Below are 16283 nucleotides of genomic sequence, written 5' to 3'. Positions count from 1 at the left end.
ATTCCAGGGTGGGGTAAGGCGATCGCCCTACTAAAAAGCCAGGCAATTCTCATCCCCAAATCCGATCAAGTCTCAAAACAAATCCCGGCAAGACATCGCCGCCTGAGAGTTCTGTGGGCTCCGGCCAAACTTCGATTTCTTGTCCGGGGCGGTAGATTTCTACCCGTCGATTTTGGGGGTCAATCAACCATCCCAGTCGGGCTCCATTTTCCAAATATTCCCCCATCTTTTCTCGCAGTAGGGATAAGCTATCGGTAGGCGATCGCAATTCCACCACGAAGTCAGGACATAAAGGAGCGAAACCGCGACGCATATCGGGTGTCAGCGCCTCCCAACGGGGGCGACTCACCCAAGAAGCATCAGGGGAACGGATCGCACCATTGGGGAGGATAAATCCGGTCGAGGAGTCGAACCCTTCCCCCAATTCCGGGTGGGCTTCCACCCAAATTCCCAGTTGGGTTGTCAAGCTAAAATTTCTTTTTCCCGATTCGCTCCCTGCGGGTGGGTTCACAATCAATTCTCCTGTAGCTGTCCGTTCCAATCTTAAATCGGGGTTGGCAGAGCGCCTGGAATTGTTCCAGGGTGACTTGGAGAAGGGTGGAAGGGGGGAGTTGCAGGGAGAGAGTGCTGTGCATCAGATTTCCTCCGGGAATGTGGGCGGATATTCTTCATGGTAACTTGCCAGATGCTGGGAAATCCTGGCATTTGCTTAGGATTGGGTTATCATATTCCCAGAGAGGGAAACACCAGATGAGTTGAGAGGGAGATGAGCAATGGTTTCTCAGCCAAAAATAGCAACTCAGCATGAAATTATCTATCCTGATTCTGACGGTAAACCGATGGCCGAGAATACGATTCAGTTTCGCTGGATTATGACCATATATCACAATCTGGCGTGGTTATTTGCCCTACAGGCGGATGTGTTTGTGGCAGGGGATTTACTCTGGTATCCGGTGGAAGGGAATAATAAGATACGCCAAGCGCCGGATGTTATGGTGGTGTTTGGGGTAGAGAAGGGAGACCGGGGTTCTTACCAACAGTGGAAAGAAAAGGCGATCGCCCCCCAGGTCGTGTTTGAAATTCTGTCTCCGGGGAACCGACCGGGAGAACTGACTCGGAAGTTGTTATTTTACGAACACTATGGGGTGGAGGAATATTATATTTATGACCCGGAAAACAATGATTTGAGCGGGTGTATCCGTTCGGGCGATCGTCTGGCTATGATTGAGGAAATGCAGAATTGGGTGAGTCCCCGCCTGCAAGTTCGATTTGAGTTGTCCGAGGAGACTTTAACACTTTATAATCCCCAGGGTCAGCCGTTTTCTTCTCCCCTGGAAATCGAGCAACAATTACAACAGGAGCGCTCGCGAGCCAAACAAGTGACCGCCGAGTTGGAAGAGGAGCGCTCGCGAGCCGAACAGGAGCGCTTGCGAGCCGAACAAGTGACCGCCGAGTTGGAAGAGGAGCGCTCGCGAGCCGAACAAATGACCGCCGAGTTGGAAGAGGAGCGCCGAAAGGCTAAAAGGTTGGAGATGTTGTTGCGGGAAGCGGGGATTGATGGCGATCGCTTATAGAAGTAGAACTGGCTTGTTGCCTGTGTTATAATTCCAGGGTGGGGTAAGGCGATCGCTCTACTAAAAAAGCCAGGCAATTCTCATCCCCAAATCCGATTAAGTCTCAAAACAAATCCCGGCAAGACATCGCCGCCTGAGAGTTCTGTGGGCTCCGGCAAAACTTCGATTTCTTGTCCGGGGCGGTAGATTTCTACCCGTCGATTTTGGGGGTCAATCAACCATCCCAGTCGGGCTCCATTTTCCAAATATTCCCCCATCTTTTCTCGCAGTAGGGATAAGCTATCGGTAGGCGATCGCAATTCCACCACGAAGTCAGGACATAAAGGAGCGAAACCGCGACGCATATCGGGTGTCAGCGCCTCCCAACGGGGGCGACTCACCCAAGAAGCATCAGGGGAACGGATCGCACCATTGGGGAGGATAAATCCCGTCGAGGAGTCGAACCCTTCCCCCAATTCCGGGTGGGCTTCCACCCAAATTCCCAGTTGGGTTGTCAAGCTCAAATTTCTTTTTCCCGATTCGCTCCCTGCGGGTGGGTTCACAATCAATTCTCCTGTAGCTGTCCGTTCCAATCTTAAATCGGGGTTGGCGGCGGCGAGCGCCTGGAATTGTTCCAGGGTGATGTGGAGAACCGTGGAAGGGGGGAGTTGCAGGGAGAGAGTGCTGTGCATCAGATTTCCTCCGGGAATGTGGGCGGATATTCTTCATGGTAACTTGCCAGATGCTGGGAAATCCTGGCATTTGCTTAGGATTGGGTTATCATATTCCCAGAGAGGGAAACACCAGATGAGTTGAGAGGGAGATGAGCAATGGTTTCTCAGCCAAAAATAGCAACTCAGCATGAAATTATCTATCCTGATTCTGACGGTAAACCGATCGCCGACAATACGATTCAGTTTCGCTGGATTATGACCATATATCACAATCTGGCGTGGTTATTTGCCCTACAGGCGGATGTGTTTGTGGCGGGGGATTTACTCTGGTATCCGGTGGAAGGGAATAATAAGATACGCCAAGCGCCGGATGTTATGGTGGTGTTTGGGGTAGAGAAGGGAGACCGGGGTTCTTACCAACAGTGGAAAGAAAAGGCGATCGCCCCCCAGGTGGTGTTGGAAATTCTGTCTCCGGGGAACCGACCGGGAGAACTGACTCGGAAGTTGTTATTTTACGATCGCTATGGGGTGGAGGAATATTATATTTATGACCCGGAAAACAATGATTTGAGCGGGTGTATCCGTTCGGGCGATCGTCTGGCTATGATTGAGGAAATGCAGAATTGGGTGAGTCCCCGCCTGCAAGTTCGATTTGAGTTGTCCGAGGAGACTTTAACACTTTATAATCCCCAGGGTCAGCCGTTTTCTTCTCCCCTGGAAATCGAGCAACAATTACAACAGGAGCGCTCGCGAGCCGAACAAGTGACCGCCGAGTTGGAAGAGGAGCGCCGAAAGACTAAAAGGTTGGAGATGTTGTTGCGGGAAGCGGGGATTGATGGCGATCGCTTATAGAAGTAGAACTGGCTTGTTGCCTGTGTTATAATTCCAGGGTGGGGTAAGGCGATCGCTTTTTCACCATGCCAATGCCTCCCATGGTAGCACCGGCATCGGTGCTTGTTGAAACCTGCGATCCGGTCGGCGCTATGTTGTCAATCTTATGGTAACATGATTTCACATTAAGGATGCGATCGCCAATCAAGGGCGACCATTCGGATATGGGGAAACAATATGAAAAATGCCCTCAACAATCAACTGCAAGACTTGTATCAAACCGACAGTTATTTATGGTTGCAAAAAACCGTCGAATTGTTAAAAGCAGAAGACTTCCGACATTTGGATTTAGACGGCTTAATTGAGGAGTTGGAAAGTTGGGGTAGGAGTCAATTTAATCAAGCGAGAAGTCGGTTGCGACAAATCATCATCCATCTTCTGTTATGGGAATACTGGGAGCAAGAATACGAGCGCAACTGTCGGCATTGGCAATCAGAAATAATTGCGTTTCGAGATGATTTGATTCATGAACTGACCGCGAGTTTGCAAAATAAGCTGATTCTCCAATTGGACTCTATCTATCATGTCGCGGTAAGTTTCGTAATCAAAAAAACGGGTTTATCTAAAAGTATATTTCCGGCTAATTGCCCTTATAATTTTGAACAATTATTGGATGATAACTGGTATCCAAATCATCAGTTAAGCTGATGAAAATTACATGATTTCATGAAAAAGAAACCGCTATCCCCTCGGCGGCGATCGCATTCTCTCAAAAATTGTCGGCAGTTCCTATTTGTTGTCTGGCGGCGATAGGGGATATGTGCTAGGCAGACCCTAGGCGATCGCTTACAACCTTTTCAGTAATTATGCAATAGGCTGTCAAAGTCCCTCTGTCCACCTGGGATCCAGATTTAGGGTGAGGGTAATGTTTAGCACGATTTCTGAACAACCTGTATAGAAGGATAACTGGCCTGTTGCCTGTGTTATAATTGCAGTCTAATTGTGAGTCACTAGGAGGCGGAATCTGAATCAACATCCGAGGGTCAGTGTAATTATTCCCGTTTATAATGGCGATCGCTTTTTAGGGGAAGCGATCGAAAGTGTTTTAAGCCAAACCTATCAAGACTATGAAATCATAGTTGTTGATGATGGTTCCACAGATGGAACCTCGGAGGTAGTCGCATCATTAGGGGATAAAATTAGATATTTTCACCAGGAAAATCAAGGTTCTGCTGTAGCTCGGAATTTGGGGATTCACCAAGCCAAGGGGGAGTTAATTGCCTTTTTAGATGCCGATGATTTTTGGCTGTTACCAGAAAAGTTAGCACAACAGGTGAGTTTATTTGACCAACAGCCTAATTTAGCGATCGTCCAGACCGGATGGCGCATTGTCGATGAACTCCGTAATCAAATCATTGATGTCGAACCTTGGCATAAAGTTCCCGAACTCACCTTAGAGAGTTGGTTAAGGTATAAACCGGTCAAAACCAGTAGCTTATTAGTCACAAAGAATTCCCTAGAAAAGGCGGGGGGTTTTGATAGGGAGTTGCGACAATCCCACGATGTCGATTTAGTCTTGCGTTTAGCCTTGATGGGGTGTGAGGCGACTTGGTGGCCGCGGGTTGCCGTGGGTTATCGTCGGTATGGGGGGAACACCACCAGAAACGCCAAAACTCAGGCTGATTGTGTAGTGAGGGTACTAGATAAGTTTTTTGCTCATCAAGATTTACCCCAGTCCATCCGAGCCATGGAGAGTTCTGTGCGCTATCATACTCTGGTATGGCTGGCTTGGTATCACTATGATAAGGGCTTGTATGCGGACATGGCTGATTTTTTAAATCGCTCTTGGGAATATACCCCTTACTATCGAATGGAGACTATTGCCGACTGGGTGGGGTGCTTTAAAAAGTTTTCCGTGCAGAATGGTCAGAGTTGGGATATTGGTTTTTTGACAGATTTACCAGATTGGCAGAATTTGATTAGTAAGACTGTGGTAGACTGATGTTTTAGTAATAATTAATAACGCTGGTATGAGTGCGGGGGAGTTACTGAGACAGGCGAATCAGTTGAAACGGTCTGGGAGGTTGGATGAGGCGATCGCATTACATCACAGCCCGCCTACCACTACCCTAGCACGATTACTGAAATCCAGGGAAGTGGGGATGAAGTGCGATCGCTTTTTGAAAAGCATCCACAGCCTCTTCTAGCTTACCGCTCTGCAGCAGTTGATTACCCCTATCAAAATCGCTGACCAATTTTCTGACTCCCCAGACTACTAAAGCACAGACTATGCAGAAACCAACCCCTATTATACCACAGCCATAGAAATTTGTCAAGTTGGGTAAGTATCGTGATATGATGCTGGTCTATGTCAGGGGTGGGTGTGGATTGAGAAGTGAGTTATGAGGAGTAGTCAAGGAATGAGTGCGGGGGAGTTACTGAGACAGGCGAATCAGTTGAAACGGTCTGGGAGGTTGGATGAGGCGATCGCATTACATCACAGCCCGCCTACCACTACCCTAGCACGATTACTGAAATCCAGGGAAATGGGGATGAAGTGCTGAAGTGCGATCGCTTTTTGAAAAGCATCCACCGCCTCTTCTAGCCTACACTACTATTCTGAAGGAGACAATGCTGCCACCAAATTAGGATGTGTAGCTTGATGTCTGGAGTCAAGTTTAATTGCATTTCGGTAATATTGCACTGCTTGTTCTATTTGACCCTGCTCTGCTAGTATTTCTGCAATTTGACCATAAAGGAAAGGAGATTTCGGGTTGAGTTCGATGGATTTTTCATAACAGGCGATCGCTTGGGAAAAGTCCCCGTGAGCAAATAAGGCTTCTCCTAGTTGATTGTAGGCTGCCAGATATTTGGGGCTTAATTCTATCGCTCTTTTTAAAAAGTCGATCCCTGGTTCTAGTTCCCCCTTTTTGTACAAAGCGAAACCTAAACCTCGGTAACAGTGAGCAGCCGTTGGCGCAAGTTCTAAGGCTGCTTTGTAGGAAGATATGGCTTCTTCTAACTGCTCCTGTTTGGTCAAGGCTTCCCCTAACAAATGGCGGAAGTCTGGGATGTTGGGATTGAGGTCGATCGCTTTTCGGTAGCAGGCGATCGCATCTTCTACTTTCCCTTGATATTGCAGTGCTTTACCTAAGCCGAAGTGATACCAGGCAGAATCTGGGTTAAATTTTATCGCTTTTTGATAGTTGGCGATCGCTTCTTCTAGGTGGTTTTCTTGGCAGCACTTTTCAGCTAGTGCGTGGTATTCCTTATCAATGTCTTGAAGTTTTTTCTGGATAATTTTTTGGTTTGGTTTTAAAGCGATCGCCTTTTGGTAATAGGTTACGGCTTCATCTATGTTACCTTGTTTAGTTAGAGCGTTAGCCAGACAAAAATTAAACCAGGCTGAGTTAGGGTTAATTGTCAAAGCTTGTCGATAATTAATAATCGCTTCATCCCAAGCATTGATTTTTCCCAAGACATCACCTAAGTTATGATATGACCAATCAGAGTTAGCATTGATTTGAATGGCTTTTCGATAGTTGGCGATCGCTTTCTCATAGTCTTCTGAACGAGAATACTTTTTTGCGGCTAGAAAATGATTCTTGATTATGTTTTGATCGACAGTTTTTTCAAACAATTCGCCAGAAAATTCATAATCAAAAATTGGTTCAAACGCTCTGGCTATCTTATACATAGGCACAGCTTTCTCTCGAATACTCCGAAGTCTATCAATCGATAATTCTTTTTGGGCGCTGTCAACCTTGCCTTGCCTAAAGAATTCTTGATAACCATGATCTTCCCAGAAACCCATAATATCAGGCTTTTCTAGTTTTGACAAACTTTTTACTTTTTTAAATTCCTGATTTCTGACTGCTATTTCGCAAATTTTTTGATGATTAGAAAAGCCTAAAATTTCTAAAATATAGTTCAAAACTTTCACAGGGTTATTATGAATTTTTTCGTATGACAAAAATATGATATATTCAGGATGTCTTTGTTTGTATTCTATATAATTTTTGATGTGAGAACACCACTGATCCAAATACTCCATACAAAAGGTATTAATTTCATTTTCACTTTCCCTATCTTTACAATATCTCAATCGATAATAATAATATGAACACAAACAGTCGGCAGGGTTTCTAAATAAATAGAATACTCGATTTTGAGTTTCTATTTCTTTTTGAAAAAACAATGGTTCGTGAGTTTTTATGATTCTAAACTTTAATGGCATAGACACTTTTTTGTTCCATTCATTGATACTGACTTTATAAGCATCAGGAACTATATTGCCCCCTGTAGTTGTTTGAATTCCCTGTAACTGTAAAATAGCATCACTGAGAAGAAGTCGCATCCATGTGTTGCCAGAACGCGGATAAGATGCCAGTAAAATATCAGTTTTTGTAAATAGTTTTTGGTTTTCTAAATGTTTTGAAATCGGCATTTATCTTTTGTAGTTGTAATTTAAATTAAACAATTGATTGTAGTCATTTTTACCCTATTGTTGCAGGTTTCTTGCCCTCCCAAAAAAAATATCGCCTCTTTCTTGACCTTCCAACACTAACATACTCCTTCTGAAACGATAATGGTTCCTTCCACGTCTCCCGTATTATGCTAACCTAAAATTGAGAATCCGCAACCTATAAAAATTATGGTCAAGTGTTCCCTAGTTATCCGATGCTACAACGAAGAACAACATATCGGCCGCTTACTCAGCGGCATCACGCAACAGACCCTGACCGATCGCGAAATTATTATAGTCGATTCTGGCTCCACGGATGCCACAGTCTCCATTGCTTCCCGCTACCCGGTCAAAATCGTTAGCATTCGCCCTGAAGACTTTTCCTTTGGTCGCGCCCTCAACCTTGGCTGTCGGGCTGACAGTGGTGATATTATAGTCATTGCCAGCGCCCATGTCTACCCCAATTTAGCAAACTAACTAAGGTTTAAACAATCAATTTGTCTAGTATTTTATCTCGCATGACTATCCAAACAGAAAAATTTCTGATAGAGAAGTAATTAACGATAAATTTAACTTTTTCAGGATCAACAAGGTCTAAATCCATGGATACAATATCTTTATTCAATGGAATTAAGGGCTCTATAAGCAATAAATATTGATTCAGTAATGCGGAATCACTTTCAAGTGCACGGTTGAAATTCATACAAGCAACACCACTTCCATCTCCTATTTTTTCAACTATCTCCGGTGGTAAGTTTTTTCCCTTACCAGATTTAACCAGTTGCACAATTTCGTTATAGATATAGTCATTAGAAAGATGTATGTAAGGATCGAGTTGCAACAAAGAACGAGCTAACGATGTTTTACCAGATTGACTTCGAGCAAAAATCAACAACAAGGTGGTTTTTTTAGGTGTAAAACGCATTAATCTTGTGGTCACTGTTGGTTCATTACTAGGCAGCCATTCAAGGAATCGTACAGCCCAATTCTTGCATAAATCACCAAACAAATATTCGTTACTTGGTAGTGGGCCTATCGGTGTTTGGATAATAGGATTGGACACATCCTTACCTGGTAGTTTTTTTCCAGTCTCGATTATGGCGAATAACATTCCTTTGGGAGATAGATTACCAAGCAAATTATTCAGCAATTCTTGAAAACGATTTGAATTAAAATCTTTGTAACTTCGAGAATCAAAGAATGCGACATCTATTCCAGTATAACTAAAATTCCAAGGCTTTCCCTCCACTTGCTGAATTTTGGGATTATCATAGGTATCACTCCCAGAGTCAACCAAGATAAAATGAGAAGCACCACTGTCCAAAACTGCCTGAGCCATAGCTGGATCTTGTGAACCTAAGTCAGCAACACAACAGTCTTTGAAATTGCCCTCCAGTGCATTGTTCATCAGCTTAGTCAAGTTCCGAACATAGTCACTCATCATACATACATTGTCATTCATGATTCGGTATAAACTAAGATACATCTCAAATTACATACATGGAAATCTATGATACCCTACATATAGGCTTGATTTCCATCAAAAATTCTCAAGATTTAAGAATCTATTACTATTAGACCAGCATTTGACAATCTTGTGACAAGTTTCAGAAAAAGTTGGGAAGGTAGATTTTGTGCAAGATGCAAGCGCGTAAATGCCTTTATGGGCATCAATGCAAAAACCAGATCGTCAACGAATGGCTCAAAATTATCCGGGGCAGAAAGAATAGGTATTAAGTTATCAGATGTGAATTCAGGGCTAATTGAGCCAAGTTGCTGAACATAATTAAACGACGGCATATTTTTTACAATGGTTGATGCTGATAGAGCAAGACAGGCAGCATATTCTTGAATATCAAGATGCCATATTGTCGCCGATCTAGCAACGGCATCTGGTTTAGGGATTGCATGAATAACGTAGCGTGGTATATTATCCCCCCCACGTAGCTCACTTTCACCATTCAATCTCCAATTAAACCCTGCCAACAAATGATTTTTCACGAACCCCTCAGATAAATGTCGGCAACGATCTCCAACTTGCCGCCATGACGGGATCAACAAATCAGATTGAAGATTTTTTCCAATATCAACGACTCCTCCTTCTAAAATAAATAAACCACCAGGACTTAAATGATTTCGTATATTTTCTATCAATTCGATATGGTCTTTTGCATAGTGAATTGCGGAAAGACAAATAATAACATCAAATTCGCCACTGGGAAAATTATCCCAACCACTATCATAAAATTCAATGCCGTCGTTGCTCTGACGGGCAGAATTAATTACCTGCTTGTCAATATCAACACCAACAACCCGGGACGCTCCCTGGGTCTGTGCATATTTACAATAAAACCCCATGTTGCAACCAAGATCTAAGAAATTTTTGCCAGTAAGGTTAGGTAAACCAAGTTTTAGGAGTTTTTTTTCACTATAGCAACCTCCTGATAATGCTGGGGCATCTTGATAGTTAATGTTCTGTTGATTGTTACTCATAAACTTAAATTGTCTAACCATCCAAAGAGTCAGTTAATATTTATAGCCTTATTGCTTAATTACTTTTTCCTGATTTACAGAAAAATATTTATTAATAATGCGTAATTCCAAAGAACCATCGGCATCATTCCTCCTGTTATGGGAATCAGGATTGAGGTAGTACAAACCCAAAGGTGAACCTATTATACCATACTTTTCTCCTTGAGAAGAACATCTGAGCCAAAATTCCCAGTCCGCACTTGTACCATAATTGAGTTCATCAAAGTAACCATATTTACTATGTAGGTCTTTTTTCCAAAGTGGCATACAGTGTAGGGTATTCCGAGAGACAACAATACCATCATTATTATATTTATATAAGTCGTCGAAAGTTATTTCTCCTGAAAGTCCATCAAACCAAACTGCCTCTGGTGTCAAAAAATTCCAATCTTCATTGGGTTGGTAAGTGACAACCAGTGCTGAAGATACAGCACTAATTTGAGGATTATTTTCTAGGTGATTAGCTAGTATTTCCAGGTGTAAACGAGAGCGACGGTCATCTAAGTTAGCATTAGTAATATATTTACCACGACTTTGACGAATAGCGGTGTTCCAACATTCATATAATCCTGGATCTTTATCTAATCTATGATAATAAATATTAGTAAAACCATTTTCATTAATGAATTTCTCAATAATTTCTCCTTCATCTTCTGGAGAATTACCATCAATTAAAATTAACTCACATTGAGAAAATATTGTTTGTGCAGTAATATTTTTCAAAAATCCCTGCATAAATTGCTTTCCTTTATATACTGAGGTAACAATAGATATTAGAGGCTGATTATTATTAGAATCACGGTTAATTTCTAAAGATAAAAATTGGCGATGCTGGTCAGATTTTTTATAATTTAATTCTGCTTCTCTAATCTTATTGTATATCTCATAACTCTTATACAAATTAGGATTTGTGTAGGTTATTTGGTTGAGCCAAGATTTATTCCATTCTCTACTCATAAAAGAAGTTAGATCTGGATTGAGATCACAGTCATCATCAATTAGTAATTCTGTGATTGCTGTTTTATTCCCAGTTTCTGTATTATTTTTTATGTTGGTTAATAAATTATCCCAATCATCCTGAACCCTTAATTTTAATTGATAATAGTCACGGTGATTACATTCTCCATAATATTCGATACAAGTTAATCTTTGATTTTGCAAATATTCACTATAGTTTTTGATTAATGAATGAACATTGTGTAAATTATCGAAATGGAAATCAACAAAAGCATAAACCCATATTTTGATTTCAAGTGATTCTGTAAGGTTTAATAAATCATCAATAAATATTATTAATTTTACGGGATTTATGTTATTAAATCTTAAAATTAGATTACGAGATGGATAAATATGGGGTGAAGAATATATTTTTTTATTTTCAATAACATCCTCTATAGTACACCAACGATAACCTGCTACAGGATTAGATTGATTACAATTTTCATATTCTTCTAGCCATAATTTTTGTATCAAAGAAGTATCCTTCTCTTTGGTTTCTGAGGAATTAAAAGATTCGTCATGTAAGTGATATGAGTTAATACTTAAACATGGATTATAGACTAAATAATTAGACGATTTAGATAGCTGATTATTTAAAAAGGAGTCACAAAAGAAAGTTCCTATTAGATAATTAGCTCTAAAATCCTGCCGTAAGGGAGTTTGAAATATCCAGCTATCAGAGGACAAATAGTTGGGAAGGCCATTTTTATATTCTCTGATTAAAGATGAATTTCTCGATAAGTCTCTGCGGGACAAAACTAAAAAGGTTTGCTCTAAGTGAACTTGCTTAACTTTAGCTAAAGTATCGTCGAAATATATATCTGCATTAGCAATAACTACAATGGTATTTTCTTCTAAATAATTATTGGCAAATTCAAACATATCATGATAAGTTGGTCGAGAATCGATTTTTTCCACTCTCAAAATATCACTATATTTTTGCTGAATTTTTATAATTTCTTCACTAATAAAATAGGTGCATTTCCCAGTTTTTTGACTCTTATCCGTTTCCAATAAAACTATAATTTTTGAAAACTGACCTGCATTTAAGTTATTTCTTAAGCATTGAATATATTCTTCACATCTTTTTTTATTGCTTTCATTATAGAGAGTTACCATGAGACAGATGCGCTTTATGTTTTTATCAGTAAATTTTTGTAAAGCATCAGCATCAAAAATAAAATCATCATTCTTGTAAAGTTCTCTTAACTTGTATCTGAGTACAATTTGTGACCCCATATCAATCAAATACTCAGGAATTCTAGGAGAATCAGTTACTTGTTGAAATGTTAATTGATATTGTCCACAATCTTTTGTCAAGCCACCAATTAGTTTAAATTCAACTCTGTTGCTTGTGGATGCCCATTTAGGCATTGAATTAACTAAAAATTTATTAAGCTTAATAAAATAATCTGGATCAGACTTTATTTTTTTAATTATATGAGATTCCGTTTGTTCGTGAAGTGGTTTATTCGATAATCTTAGTTCGTCACTATGTTCAATGTTACTCAGAGTTTCCTCTAGTAACAATTTTCTTGTTAAGCCTGATTCGGTTAATCTTTCGTACAAATTAGTATCATCCCAACCATAAGTTTGAATGTATTCATTAAAATAACCAATTTCAGATAATTGTTTTTTCCACACATAAAAAGTTCCATTCAAATATCTATTTTCATAATATTTCCAATCACCAGCAAAAAACTCGCTTTGATCAACTAACTGATTTTTTTCAAAGAAGTCAGAAGTTATTTTATTATCGGCATCTATTTTTAGAATTTTGTCATATCTTGCTAATTGTAGGCCTACATTATAAGCAAGAGTAAGAATCCATCTGGGCTGATCAATAACTTTAGCAATTAGAATACGATCATCTTTAATACCAGATTCTTGTAGAGATTGACTAACAGGAATATTGGAGTTCCAATCTACGATAATTATTTCATCAATTTCTGCAAGTTTTAGCCAAGTTTTAAGACTATGTACAAGATTATCATTTCGATTCATGCAACAAGTTACTAGAGAAATTCCTTTCATAGTAGGAAGTTTCTCCAAGCTACTTAATAAAATAGAATTACTACTTTTGTCAATAATTTTATCTAAATATTCTCTGGTTTGCTTCTCTGGAGAATGATTATTTATGGTTTTGGGATCAGTAATAATACTTTCTTGAGACTGAATTATTCTCCAATAATCTGAGGCTGCTGGTGGCTGTATGGCTGCTTCCCTAGACTCTGAACCTTGCTCTTTGTGTCCTTCTTGCCACCGAATCAAACTATTATTAATTTGAATATTTTCTACTTCATCTGGATTTAAAGTCCACACATTCATTTTCAACTTAGAGGGCTGACTAAGATTGCTACTAGGATAAACCCATGCTGTACTACCTAAAATCGTAGTGTCACCGTACTTATCGTAAGACCTTAACTGTGTTTCATGTAGATGAACTATCTTGATGTGATTACATGGATTATAAACTTTGGCACCATGAACTGAAAATAAGTAGGCAATCTTAGCATCACAGCGAGGAAATCCTAAAGGAATTTCCAAAGATTTCTTTAAGGATTTACTAAAATTATATCCTCCATAAACCGCCCAAACATCCTGAGACTGATGGGGACTCTTGTGCAAAGTTTGCTCTGAGTCTTGTTGCTCATGACGGCTGAGGGCAATAAAAGCATTAGGGTTAGTAGAAAATATGTCTCTAAGCCATGAAATAGATTGATCTAAGTAAATATCAGTGTTTGCCAAAACTGATATTTTATCAGCAAATCTTGCCTGTGTTAATTTGACCCAATCCAGATAAGTCGCCCTAGAAGAGAGCCTGATAATTTCAATCTTAGGATTTTCTAGTTCTGGCTGATGACCATCATCAATCAGTAAGACAATTTTTTCAATCTCAGGACATTCTATATTTTTTCTGAGGCAATAAATTAATTCATCCTGTCTGTTTGGATGCTGATCTTTATAATAGGGTGTGAATAATACAATTTTATATGGAATTGTTTTAGCCTTCCAATTCCCGATCTGATGATAAGCTTTTTCTGCTTCTTCTAAACGCCCAACAGTACGCCAAATATCTCCCAGATTTTGCCAAGCATTGATTTGCAATTGAGTATTATTTGGTGCGATTTGTAAAGTGTTTTTATAAAATGTAACTGCTTGATCTAACTGACCTTGACTTCTGAAGGCATCCGCCAACATTAAAGAAATTTTGGCATCTTGAGGATTAGCTTCTAAAGCTCTATAATAAATCTGTAAGTTATCGGGATTGACTTCGATCGCCTTATAATAAGCCTGAGAAATTTCTTCCAGATTGGGGGGGACTTGATGTCGGAGTGCATCCCCTAACTTTTCATAGATACAAGGCAAATCAGGCTGAATTTCTATTGCCCTTTTATAAGCCTTAACTGCTGCTTCCCACCGCTCCAACTTGACCAATGCTTCGGCTAAATTGTAGTGAGACCAGGGTAAATCATCCCGCCAAGCGATCGCATTTTGATAAGCCTCCGCCGCCTCAGACCATCGCTCTAGCTTTAATAAAGCCTCACCTAAGTTATTATGAGACCAAAAGAACTCCGGGTTAAGACCGATCGCATTTTGATAGGCTTCCGCCGCCTCAGACCATCGCTCTAGCTTTAATAGAGCATCCCCTAAGTTATTATGAGACCAAAAGAACTCCGGGTTAAGACCGATCGCATTTTGATAGGCTGCCACCGCTTCTGACCATCGCTCTAGCTTTAAGAGAGCATCCCCTAAGTTATTATGAGAGCCAGAGAACTCCGGGTTAAGACCGATCGCATTTTGATAGGCTGCCACCGCTTCTGACCATCGTTCTGACCCCGACAAAGCATCCCCCAACAGATGCCAAACTTCGCTATCGTTTGGGGACTTTTCCGCTACCTGTTGCCACAGGGTCACCGCCTCTTCCCAGGCTGATAACTTCACCAAAACCTTACCTAAATTTCGCTGAAGTATCAGTGAGTCTTTGTCTAAAGCGATCGCACTTCGGTAAGCTTCCACCGCCTCATCCCACCGCTCCAACTTCGATAACGCCTCGCCCAAATTGTGGTGAGACAGGGCAAAATCCCCCTTCAAAGCGATCGCACTCCGATAGGCCTCCACCGCCTCTTCCCACCGCTCCAACCGCAGCAGTGCATCCCCCAAATTATTGTAAGACCAAGAGAACTCCGCATCAAGAGCGATCGCACCCCGATAAGCCTCCACCGCCTCTTCCCACCGCTCCAACTTGGAGAGTGCATCCCCCAACAAATGCCGGGTTTGACTGTCCTCCGGCGACTCTTCCGCCACCCCCCGCAACACCCCCGCCGCCTCATCCCAGGCTGATAACTTCACCAAAACCCTAGCTAACTCTCGCTGAGGTTCCAGCCAGTCGTTGTCTAAAGCGATCGCTTGTCGCAATTCGATCGCTGCTTCTGACCATTTTTCTCGTAAAGCCAAAGCTTTCCCCAACTTCCAGTGAGTTTCCGCTAATGTTAGACGCGGCTTGACTGGACGAGTATCGAGGCGGCGACGGAATGGGATGTGTGAGCTTTTATCAATCGTCATGGGAATTTGATGATTTTAGATTAATTGAACGATTCGGTTCTCTGTTGTCAAGACTTAACCAAGCAAACATTTCTCGTGCTGAAAGCTGAAACTTTTTGAGATGCTCCCAAACCGGCAAAATATCCTCTCCCAGTTTAACTTCCGGAAATGAGTCCGGTTTCAGTATCATCACCGATTCATCCTTCGGATCGACCAACCATCCCAACTGTGTTCCTTGACTCAGACAAAACATGATTTTTCTGATCACTTGATTGGCTGATTGTTCGGGAGATAAAATTTCAATAACCCAATCTGGATGAACTTCAAAGCCATTCGCAATTCTCCTTTTTTCAGTTCGGGGAATGCGCTCCCAAGTGAAAACGCTGATATCGGTTACGAGGGACTGTCCGCCAAAGTCACACCATAACTCGGTAAAGGCATGAGCTAACTTTGGGCGTAAAAAAGCCTCATTAATAACCGTCCCTAAACGGATTTGTAAGGTGCTATTTTCTCCTGGAGGCATCGGTTTCTGGGTGATTTCTCCTTTCAGATATTCACTCGCAGGTTGAGTTTCCGGAAGGTCTAAAAACTCCTCCAAATTTATGGTATATTTTACATGGAAAACAATTACCATAATTTTACCTCATAAAACCCGATCGCTTTCATTCTTTTACAAATTTTAAT

14 protein-coding genes and 2 pseudogenes are annotated in these 16283 nt (G+C 41.1%); 7 read left to right on the top strand and 9 right to left on the bottom strand.

The window, feature by feature from the left end; translation table 11 throughout:
- Positions 1 to 49: 49 nt before the first annotated feature.
- Positions 50 to 635: pseudogene (locus HFV01_RS07300) on the bottom strand (Uma2 family endonuclease).
- A gap of 138 nt (positions 636 to 773) precedes the next feature.
- Between HFV01_RS07300 and HFV01_RS07295 the strand changes: the two are divergent.
- Entirely contained in the window at positions 774 to 1574 is an 801-nt protein-coding gene (locus HFV01_RS07295; protein WP_193520962.1) for a Uma2 family endonuclease, read from the top strand.
- An 80-nt stretch (positions 1575 to 1654) separates the two neighbouring features.
- Here HFV01_RS07295 and HFV01_RS07290 read toward each other — a convergent pair whose 3' ends face one another.
- Positions 1655 to 2245, bottom strand: coding sequence for a Uma2 family endonuclease (locus HFV01_RS07290; protein ID WP_193520961.1), 591 nt, complete (start codon positions 2243 to 2245; stop codon positions 1655 to 1657).
- A gap of 138 nt (positions 2246 to 2383) precedes the next feature.
- Here HFV01_RS07290 and HFV01_RS07285 point away from each other — a divergent pair, with 138 nt between their 5' ends.
- Complete coding sequence (locus HFV01_RS07285; protein ID WP_193520960.1) at positions 2384 to 3079, top strand: Uma2 family endonuclease; 696 nt, start codon at positions 2384 to 2386, stop codon at positions 3077 to 3079.
- Between the two features lie 25 nt (positions 3080 to 3104).
- Here HFV01_RS07285 and HFV01_RS07280 read toward each other — a convergent pair whose 3' ends face one another.
- The gene (locus tag HFV01_RS07280; protein ID WP_193520959.1) at positions 3105 to 3242 is read right to left on the bottom strand and encodes a hypothetical protein; all 138 of its coding nucleotides are present in this window, start codon (positions 3240 to 3242) and stop codon (positions 3105 to 3107) included.
- Between the two features lie 53 nt (positions 3243 to 3295).
- On the opposite strand from HFV01_RS07280, the gene HFV01_RS07275 reads away from it, so the two are divergent.
- From HFV01_RS07275 to HFV01_RS07265, 3 genes are all read left to right on the top strand, one after another.
- Complete coding sequence (locus HFV01_RS07275; RefSeq protein ID WP_193520958.1) at positions 3296 to 3766, top strand: DUF29 domain-containing protein; 471 nt, start codon at positions 3296 to 3298, stop codon at positions 3764 to 3766.
- Between the two features lie 316 nt (positions 3767 to 4082).
- Positions 4083 to 5060 (top strand): glycosyltransferase family 2 protein, encoded by a 978-nt coding sequence (locus HFV01_RS07270; protein ID WP_193521268.1) that lies wholly within the window; start codon positions 4083 to 4085, stop codon positions 5058 to 5060.
- A 28-nt stretch (positions 5061 to 5088) separates the two neighbouring features.
- A complete protein-coding gene (locus tag HFV01_RS07265; protein ID WP_193520957.1) occupies positions 5089 to 5265 on the top strand; it encodes a hypothetical protein in 177 nt (58 codons plus the stop codon).
- Here the strand turns inward: HFV01_RS07265 and HFV01_RS30265 are convergent.
- Positions 5212 to 5349: pseudogene (locus HFV01_RS30265) on the bottom strand (tetratricopeptide repeat protein); the annotation flags it as partial. The gene HFV01_RS07265 and the pseudogene HFV01_RS30265 overlap by 54 nt on opposite strands.
- Positions 5350 to 5460: 111 nt before the next feature.
- Between HFV01_RS30265 and HFV01_RS07255 the strand changes: the two are divergent.
- Positions 5461 to 5622 carry a hypothetical protein gene (locus HFV01_RS07255; RefSeq protein ID WP_193521358.1) on the top strand — a complete coding sequence of 54 codons (162 nt, stop codon included), beginning with the start codon at positions 5461 to 5463 and terminating at the stop codon, positions 5620 to 5622.
- 50 nt (positions 5623 to 5672) lie between these two features.
- Here HFV01_RS07255 and HFV01_RS07250 read toward each other — a convergent pair whose 3' ends face one another.
- Positions 5673 to 7505, bottom strand: a complete 1833-nt coding sequence (locus HFV01_RS07250; protein WP_193520956.1) for a tetratricopeptide repeat protein — start codon at positions 7503 to 7505, stop codon at positions 5673 to 5675.
- Positions 7506 to 7712: 207 nt separating this feature from the next.
- Here HFV01_RS07250 and HFV01_RS07245 point away from each other — a divergent pair, with 207 nt between their 5' ends.
- Positions 7713 to 8000, top strand: a complete 288-nt coding sequence (locus HFV01_RS07245) for a glycosyltransferase family 2 protein (protein WP_318286205.1) — start codon at positions 7713 to 7715, stop codon at positions 7998 to 8000.
- Positions 8001 to 8007: 7 nt separating this feature from the next.
- Here HFV01_RS07245 and HFV01_RS07240 read toward each other — a convergent pair whose 3' ends face one another.
- From HFV01_RS07240 to HFV01_RS07225, 4 genes are all read right to left on the bottom strand, one after another.
- Positions 8008 to 8931 (bottom strand): hypothetical protein, encoded by a 924-nt coding sequence (locus HFV01_RS07240; protein ID WP_193520955.1) that lies wholly within the window; start codon positions 8929 to 8931, stop codon positions 8008 to 8010.
- A 149-nt stretch (positions 8932 to 9080) separates the two neighbouring features.
- Positions 9081 to 10016: a class I SAM-dependent methyltransferase gene (locus tag HFV01_RS07235; protein WP_193520954.1), complete on the bottom strand. Its 936-nt coding sequence runs from the start codon at positions 10014 to 10016 to the stop codon at positions 9081 to 9083.
- Positions 10017 to 10064: 48 nt separating this feature from the next.
- Entirely contained in the window at positions 10065 to 15473 is a 5409-nt protein-coding gene (locus tag HFV01_RS07230; protein ID WP_193520953.1) for a tetratricopeptide repeat protein, read from the bottom strand.
- 136 nt (positions 15474 to 15609) lie between these two features.
- The gene (locus HFV01_RS07225) at positions 15610 to 16233 is read right to left on the bottom strand and encodes a Uma2 family endonuclease (protein WP_193520952.1); all 624 of its coding nucleotides are present in this window, start codon (positions 16231 to 16233) and stop codon (positions 15610 to 15612) included.
- Positions 16234 to 16283: the final 50 nt, after the last annotated feature.

It is taken from the genome of Limnospira fusiformis SAG 85.79, assembly GCF_012516315.1.
Taxonomy (GTDB): Bacteria; Cyanobacteriota; Cyanobacteriia; order Cyanobacteriales; family Microcoleaceae; genus Limnospira; species Limnospira fusiformis.
The sequence above is the reverse complement of the archived record's forward strand: the minus strand, read 5'-3'. Positions and strand labels throughout refer to the sequence as shown.